Raw genomic sequence first — 4184 nt, forward strand, 5'->3', positions numbered from 1 at the left:
GCTTACCTCACGCTCTGGGAGCGCAAGGCGATCGGCTGGTCGCAGATCCGCATCGGCCCCAACCGCGTCGGCCCGCTCGGGCTGCTGCAGCCGATCGCCGATGCGGTCAAGCTGATCTTCAAGGAGATCATCGTGCCGACCGCCGCCAACAAGCGGCTGTTCTTCCTCGGCCCGGTGATGACCATCATGCCGGCGCTGGCCGCTTGGGTGGTGATCCCCTTCGGCCCCGAAGTGGCGCTGGCCAACATCAACGCCGGCCTGCTGTTCATCATGGCGATCATGTCGATGGAGGTCTACGGCGTCATCATCGCCGGCTGGGCCTCCAACTCGAAGTACGCCTTCCTCGGAGCGCTGCGCGCTTCGGCGCAAATGGTCAGCTACGAGATCGCGATGGGCTTCGCGCTGGTCGTCGTGCTGATGGTCTCGGGCTCCATGAACATGAGCCAGATCGTGCTCGGCCAAGACGAGGGCTACTTCGCCGGCCTCGGGCTCAACTTCCTGAGCTGGAACTGGTTGCCGCTGTTCCCGATCTTCATCGTCTATGTGATCGCCGGCATTGCCGAAACGAACCGCCACCCCTTCGACGTCGTCGAGGGCGAGTCCGAGATCGTCGCCGGCCACATGGTCGAGTACTCGGGCATGAGCTTCGCCATGTTCTTCCTGGCCGAGTACGCCAACATGCTGCTGGTCTCGACCCTCGGCGCGGTGATGTTCCTCGGCGGCTGGCTGCCGCCCTTCGACGCCCCCGTGCTGAACTGGATTCCCGGCTGGATCTGGCTGGGCCTGAAGACCTTCGTCGTCGTGACGATGTTCCTGTGGGTGCGCGCGACCTTCCCACGCTTCCGCTACGACCAGATCATGCGGCTGGGCTGGAAGATCTTCATCCCGATCACGCTGATCTGGCTGGTCGTCGTGGGGCTGTGGATCCAGTCGCCCTGGAATATCTGGAACTGAAAGCCGAGAGCCGCTTCATGTCTGCCGTTGCCTCCATCAAAGAGTTCTTCCACACTTTCCTGCTCATCGAGCTGCTCAAGGGCATGAAGCTCACGGGCCGCCATGCGCTGCAGCGCAAGATGACGATCCAGTTTCCGGAAGAGAAGACGCCGCTGAGCCCGCGCTTTCGCGGCCTGCACGCGCTGCGCCGGTACGAGAACGGTGAGGAGCGCTGCATCGCCTGCAAGCTGTGCGAGGCGGTGTGCCCGGCGCTGGCCATCACCATCGAATCCGAAGTGCGCGAAGACGGCTCACGCCGCACGACCCGCTACGACATCGATCTGACCAAGTGCATCTTCTGCGGCTTCTGCGAAGAGAGCTGCCCGGTCGATTCGATCGTCGAGACCCACGTTCTCGAGTACCACGGCGAAAAGCGCGGCGACCTGTACTTCACCAAGGACATGCTGCTGGCCGTGGGTGACCGCTACGAGAAAGAAATCGCCGCGGCGCGGCTGGCCGATGCGCCCTACCGGTGAGCGCTGCACCGCACGCGCTCGATCCGGCGCACGACAACCATGACCACTGAAACTGCACTTTTCTACGTCTTCTCGGCGATTCTGCTGTTCGCCGCGTTCCGCGTGATCACCGCGCGCAGCACGGTCTATGCGGCGCTGTATCTGGTGCTGGCCTTCTTCACTGCCGCGTGCGTGTGGATGCTGCTGCAGGCGGAGTTCCTGGCGATCGTGCTGGTGCTGGTCTATGTGGGTGCGGTGATGGTGCTGTTCCTGTTCGTCGTGATGATGCTCGACGCCAACGTTTCTCAACTGCGCGACGGCTTCTGGAAGCACTTCCCGCTGGCCGCGGGCATCGGCGTGGTCATCGCGCTGGAGATGGCCTTCGTGCTGCTGAGCGGTTTTCGGCTCGCCGAAGCGCCGCAGCCCGATGCGGCGGCCCTCGAGCTCGGCAACTCCAAGCTGCTCGGCATCGAGATGTACACCGCTTACCTTTACCCGCTGCAGATTGCCGCGGTGCTGCTCCTGGTCGCCATCATCGCGGCGATCGCGCTGACGATGAGAAAGCGCAAGGACAACCGGCAGATCGATGCCGCCACGCAGATCCGGGCGCAAAAGGCCGACCGCGTGCGCCTGGTCAAGATGAAGCCCGAGATGCCGCCGTCTCCTCCTCCGCCACCTGAACCGGCAGGGACGGGGGGGAAGGCATGAGCCTGACGCAGAGCCGCCTCAAGTCAGGCTCCGCCCCCCTGGGGGGCCGGCGCGCAGCGCCTTGGGGGCACCAATGACCGTCACGTTGGGACACTACCTCTCGCTCGGCGCGATGCTGTTCGCGCTGTCGGTGATCGGCATCTTCCTCAATCGCAAGAACCTGATCGTGCTGTTGATGGCGATCGAGTTGATGCTGCTCGCCGTCAACCTCAATTTCGTCGCCTTCTCGTACTACCTGGGCGACATGGCCGGGCAGGTGTTCGTGTTCTTCATCCTCACCGTGGCCGCCGCCGAATCGGCGATCGGCCTGGCCATTCTGGTGGTGCTGTTTCGCAACCGATCGACCATCAACGTCGACGAGCTCGACACGCTCAAGGGCTGACCCGCACCGCCGGGCCCCGGCTTGGCGCAGAGAACAACAATGGCAACAGAGCTTTCACAATCGATGCTGGTCGCCGTGCCGCTCGCCCCATTGGTGGGTGCGGTCGCCGCAGGCCTGTTCGGCAAGACCATCGGGCGGCGTGGCGCGCACACGTTCACCATCCTGGGCGTGTTCATCGCCTTCGTCGTATCCGCGATGGTGCTCAAGGCCGTGGCGGTGGACGGCGCGCGCTTCGACGCCACCGTTTACGAATGGCTGGTGATCGGCGGCCTGAAGATGGAGATCGGCTTCCTCATCGACGGCCTGTCCGCAATGATGATGGTGGTGGTGACCTTCGTCTCGCTGATGGTGCACATCTACACCATCGGCTACATGGAAGAAGACCCGGGCTACCAGCGCTTCTTCGCCTATATATCGCTCTTCACCTTCTCGATGTTGATGCTCGTGATGAGCAACAACATGCTGCAGCTGTTCTTCGGCTGGGAGGCCGTGGGTCTTGTTTCCTACCTGCTCATCGGCTTCTGGTACACCAAGCCCACGGCGATCTTCGCGAACATGAAGGCCTTCCTGGTCAACCGGGTCGGCGACTTCGGCTTCATCCTTGGCATCGGCCTGCTGTTGGCCTACGGCGGCACGTTGAACTACGGCGAGTTGTTCGCACAGGCGCCCGAACTCGCTGCCGTCGGCTTCGCCAATCCTTTCGGCGGGGAAGAATGGCTGCTTATCACCGTGGCCTGCATCTGCCTGTTCATCGGCGCCATGGGCAAGAGCGCGCAGGTGCCGCTGCACACGTGGCTGCCCGATTCGATGGAAGGCCCGACGCCGATCTCCGCGTTGATCCACGCGGCCACCATGGTCACCGCCGGCATCTTCATGGTCGCGCGCATGTCGCCGCTCTTCGAGCAGTCGGACACCGCGCTGTCCTTCGTGCTCGTGATCGGCGCGACCACGGCTTTGTTCATGGGCTTCCTCGGCATCATCCAGAACGACATCAAGCGCGTGGTCGCGTATTCCACGCTCTCGCAGCTCGGCTACATGACGGTGGCCCTGGGCGTGTCGGCCTATTCGGTGGCGGTCTTTCATCTCATGACGCACGCCTTCTTTAAGGCGCTGCTGTTCCTGGCCGCCGGCTCCGTGATCATCGGCATGCACCACGACCAGGACATCCGCAACATGGGCGGCCTGCGCAAGTACATGCCCATCACCTGGATCACCGCGCTGCTCGGATCGCTGGCGTTGATCGGCACGCCGCTGTTCTCGGGCTTCTACAGCAAGGACAGCATCATCATCGCCGCCGGTGCCAGCGAGCTCTGGGGCTCGGGCTATGCCTATTTCGCGGTGCTGGCCGGCGTGTTTGTCACGGCCTTCTATTCCTTCCGCATGTACTTCCTGGTCTTCCACGGCCCGGAGCGTTTCCGTCACAAGCCCTTTCCGGGCGAGCACGATGCGCATGCCGCACACGACCACGACGACCACCACGCGCACGAGCCGCACGAGCCGCGCGAGTCGCCCTGGGTGGTCACCGCACCGCTGCTGCTGCTGGCCGTGCCCTCGGTGGTGATCGGCTTCATGACCATCGGGCCGATGCTGCACGGCGACTTCTTCGAGGACTCGATTTTCGTCGACGCCGCCCGCCACCCGGCCAT

At 63.6% G+C, this 4184-nt stretch carries 5 protein-coding genes; all 5 read left to right on the plus strand.

The features are described from left to right. Positions 1 to 954: NADH-quinone oxidoreductase subunit NuoH (nuoH, locus tag H0W38_RS17785; protein WP_292456561.1), on the plus strand; the 954-nt coding region annotated here is incomplete at its 5' end. Between the two features lie 17 nt (positions 955 to 971). Continuing rightward, positions 972 to 1469 (plus strand): NADH-quinone oxidoreductase subunit NuoI, encoded by a 498-nt coding sequence (gene nuoI, locus H0W38_RS17790; protein WP_292456564.1) that lies wholly within the window; start codon positions 972 to 974, stop codon positions 1467 to 1469. A 39-nt stretch (positions 1470 to 1508) separates the two neighbouring features. Continuing rightward, entirely contained in the window at positions 1509 to 2156 is a 648-nt protein-coding gene (locus tag H0W38_RS17795; protein WP_292456566.1) for an NADH-quinone oxidoreductase subunit J, read from the plus strand. A gap of 73 nt (positions 2157 to 2229) precedes the next feature. Continuing rightward, the gene (nuoK, locus tag H0W38_RS17800) at positions 2230 to 2538 is read left to right on the plus strand and encodes an NADH-quinone oxidoreductase subunit NuoK (protein WP_292456567.1); all 309 of its coding nucleotides are present in this window, start codon (positions 2230 to 2232) and stop codon (positions 2536 to 2538) included. A 39-nt stretch (positions 2539 to 2577) separates the two neighbouring features. Continuing rightward, a partial coding sequence (gene nuoL / locus H0W38_RS17805; RefSeq protein ID WP_292456569.1) for an NADH-quinone oxidoreductase subunit L occupies positions 2578 to 4184 on the plus strand: 1607 nt, incomplete at its 3' end.

The organism is Methylibium sp. (genome assembly GCF_013817365.1).
Classification (GTDB): Bacteria; Pseudomonadota; Gammaproteobacteria; order Burkholderiales; family Burkholderiaceae_C; genus Methylibium.

Coding starts and splice junctions, on each gene's coding strand:
- H0W38_RS17795 (WP_292456566.1), top strand. CDS start 1,509: ATGACCACTGAAACTGCACTTTTCTACGTCTTCTCGGCGATTCTGCTG.
- nuoI (WP_292456564.1), top strand. CDS start 972: ATGTCTGCCGTTGCCTCCATCAAAGAGTTCTTCCACACTTTCCTGCTC.
- nuoK (WP_292456567.1), top strand. CDS start 2,230: ATGACCGTCACGTTGGGACACTACCTCTCGCTCGGCGCGATGCTGTTC.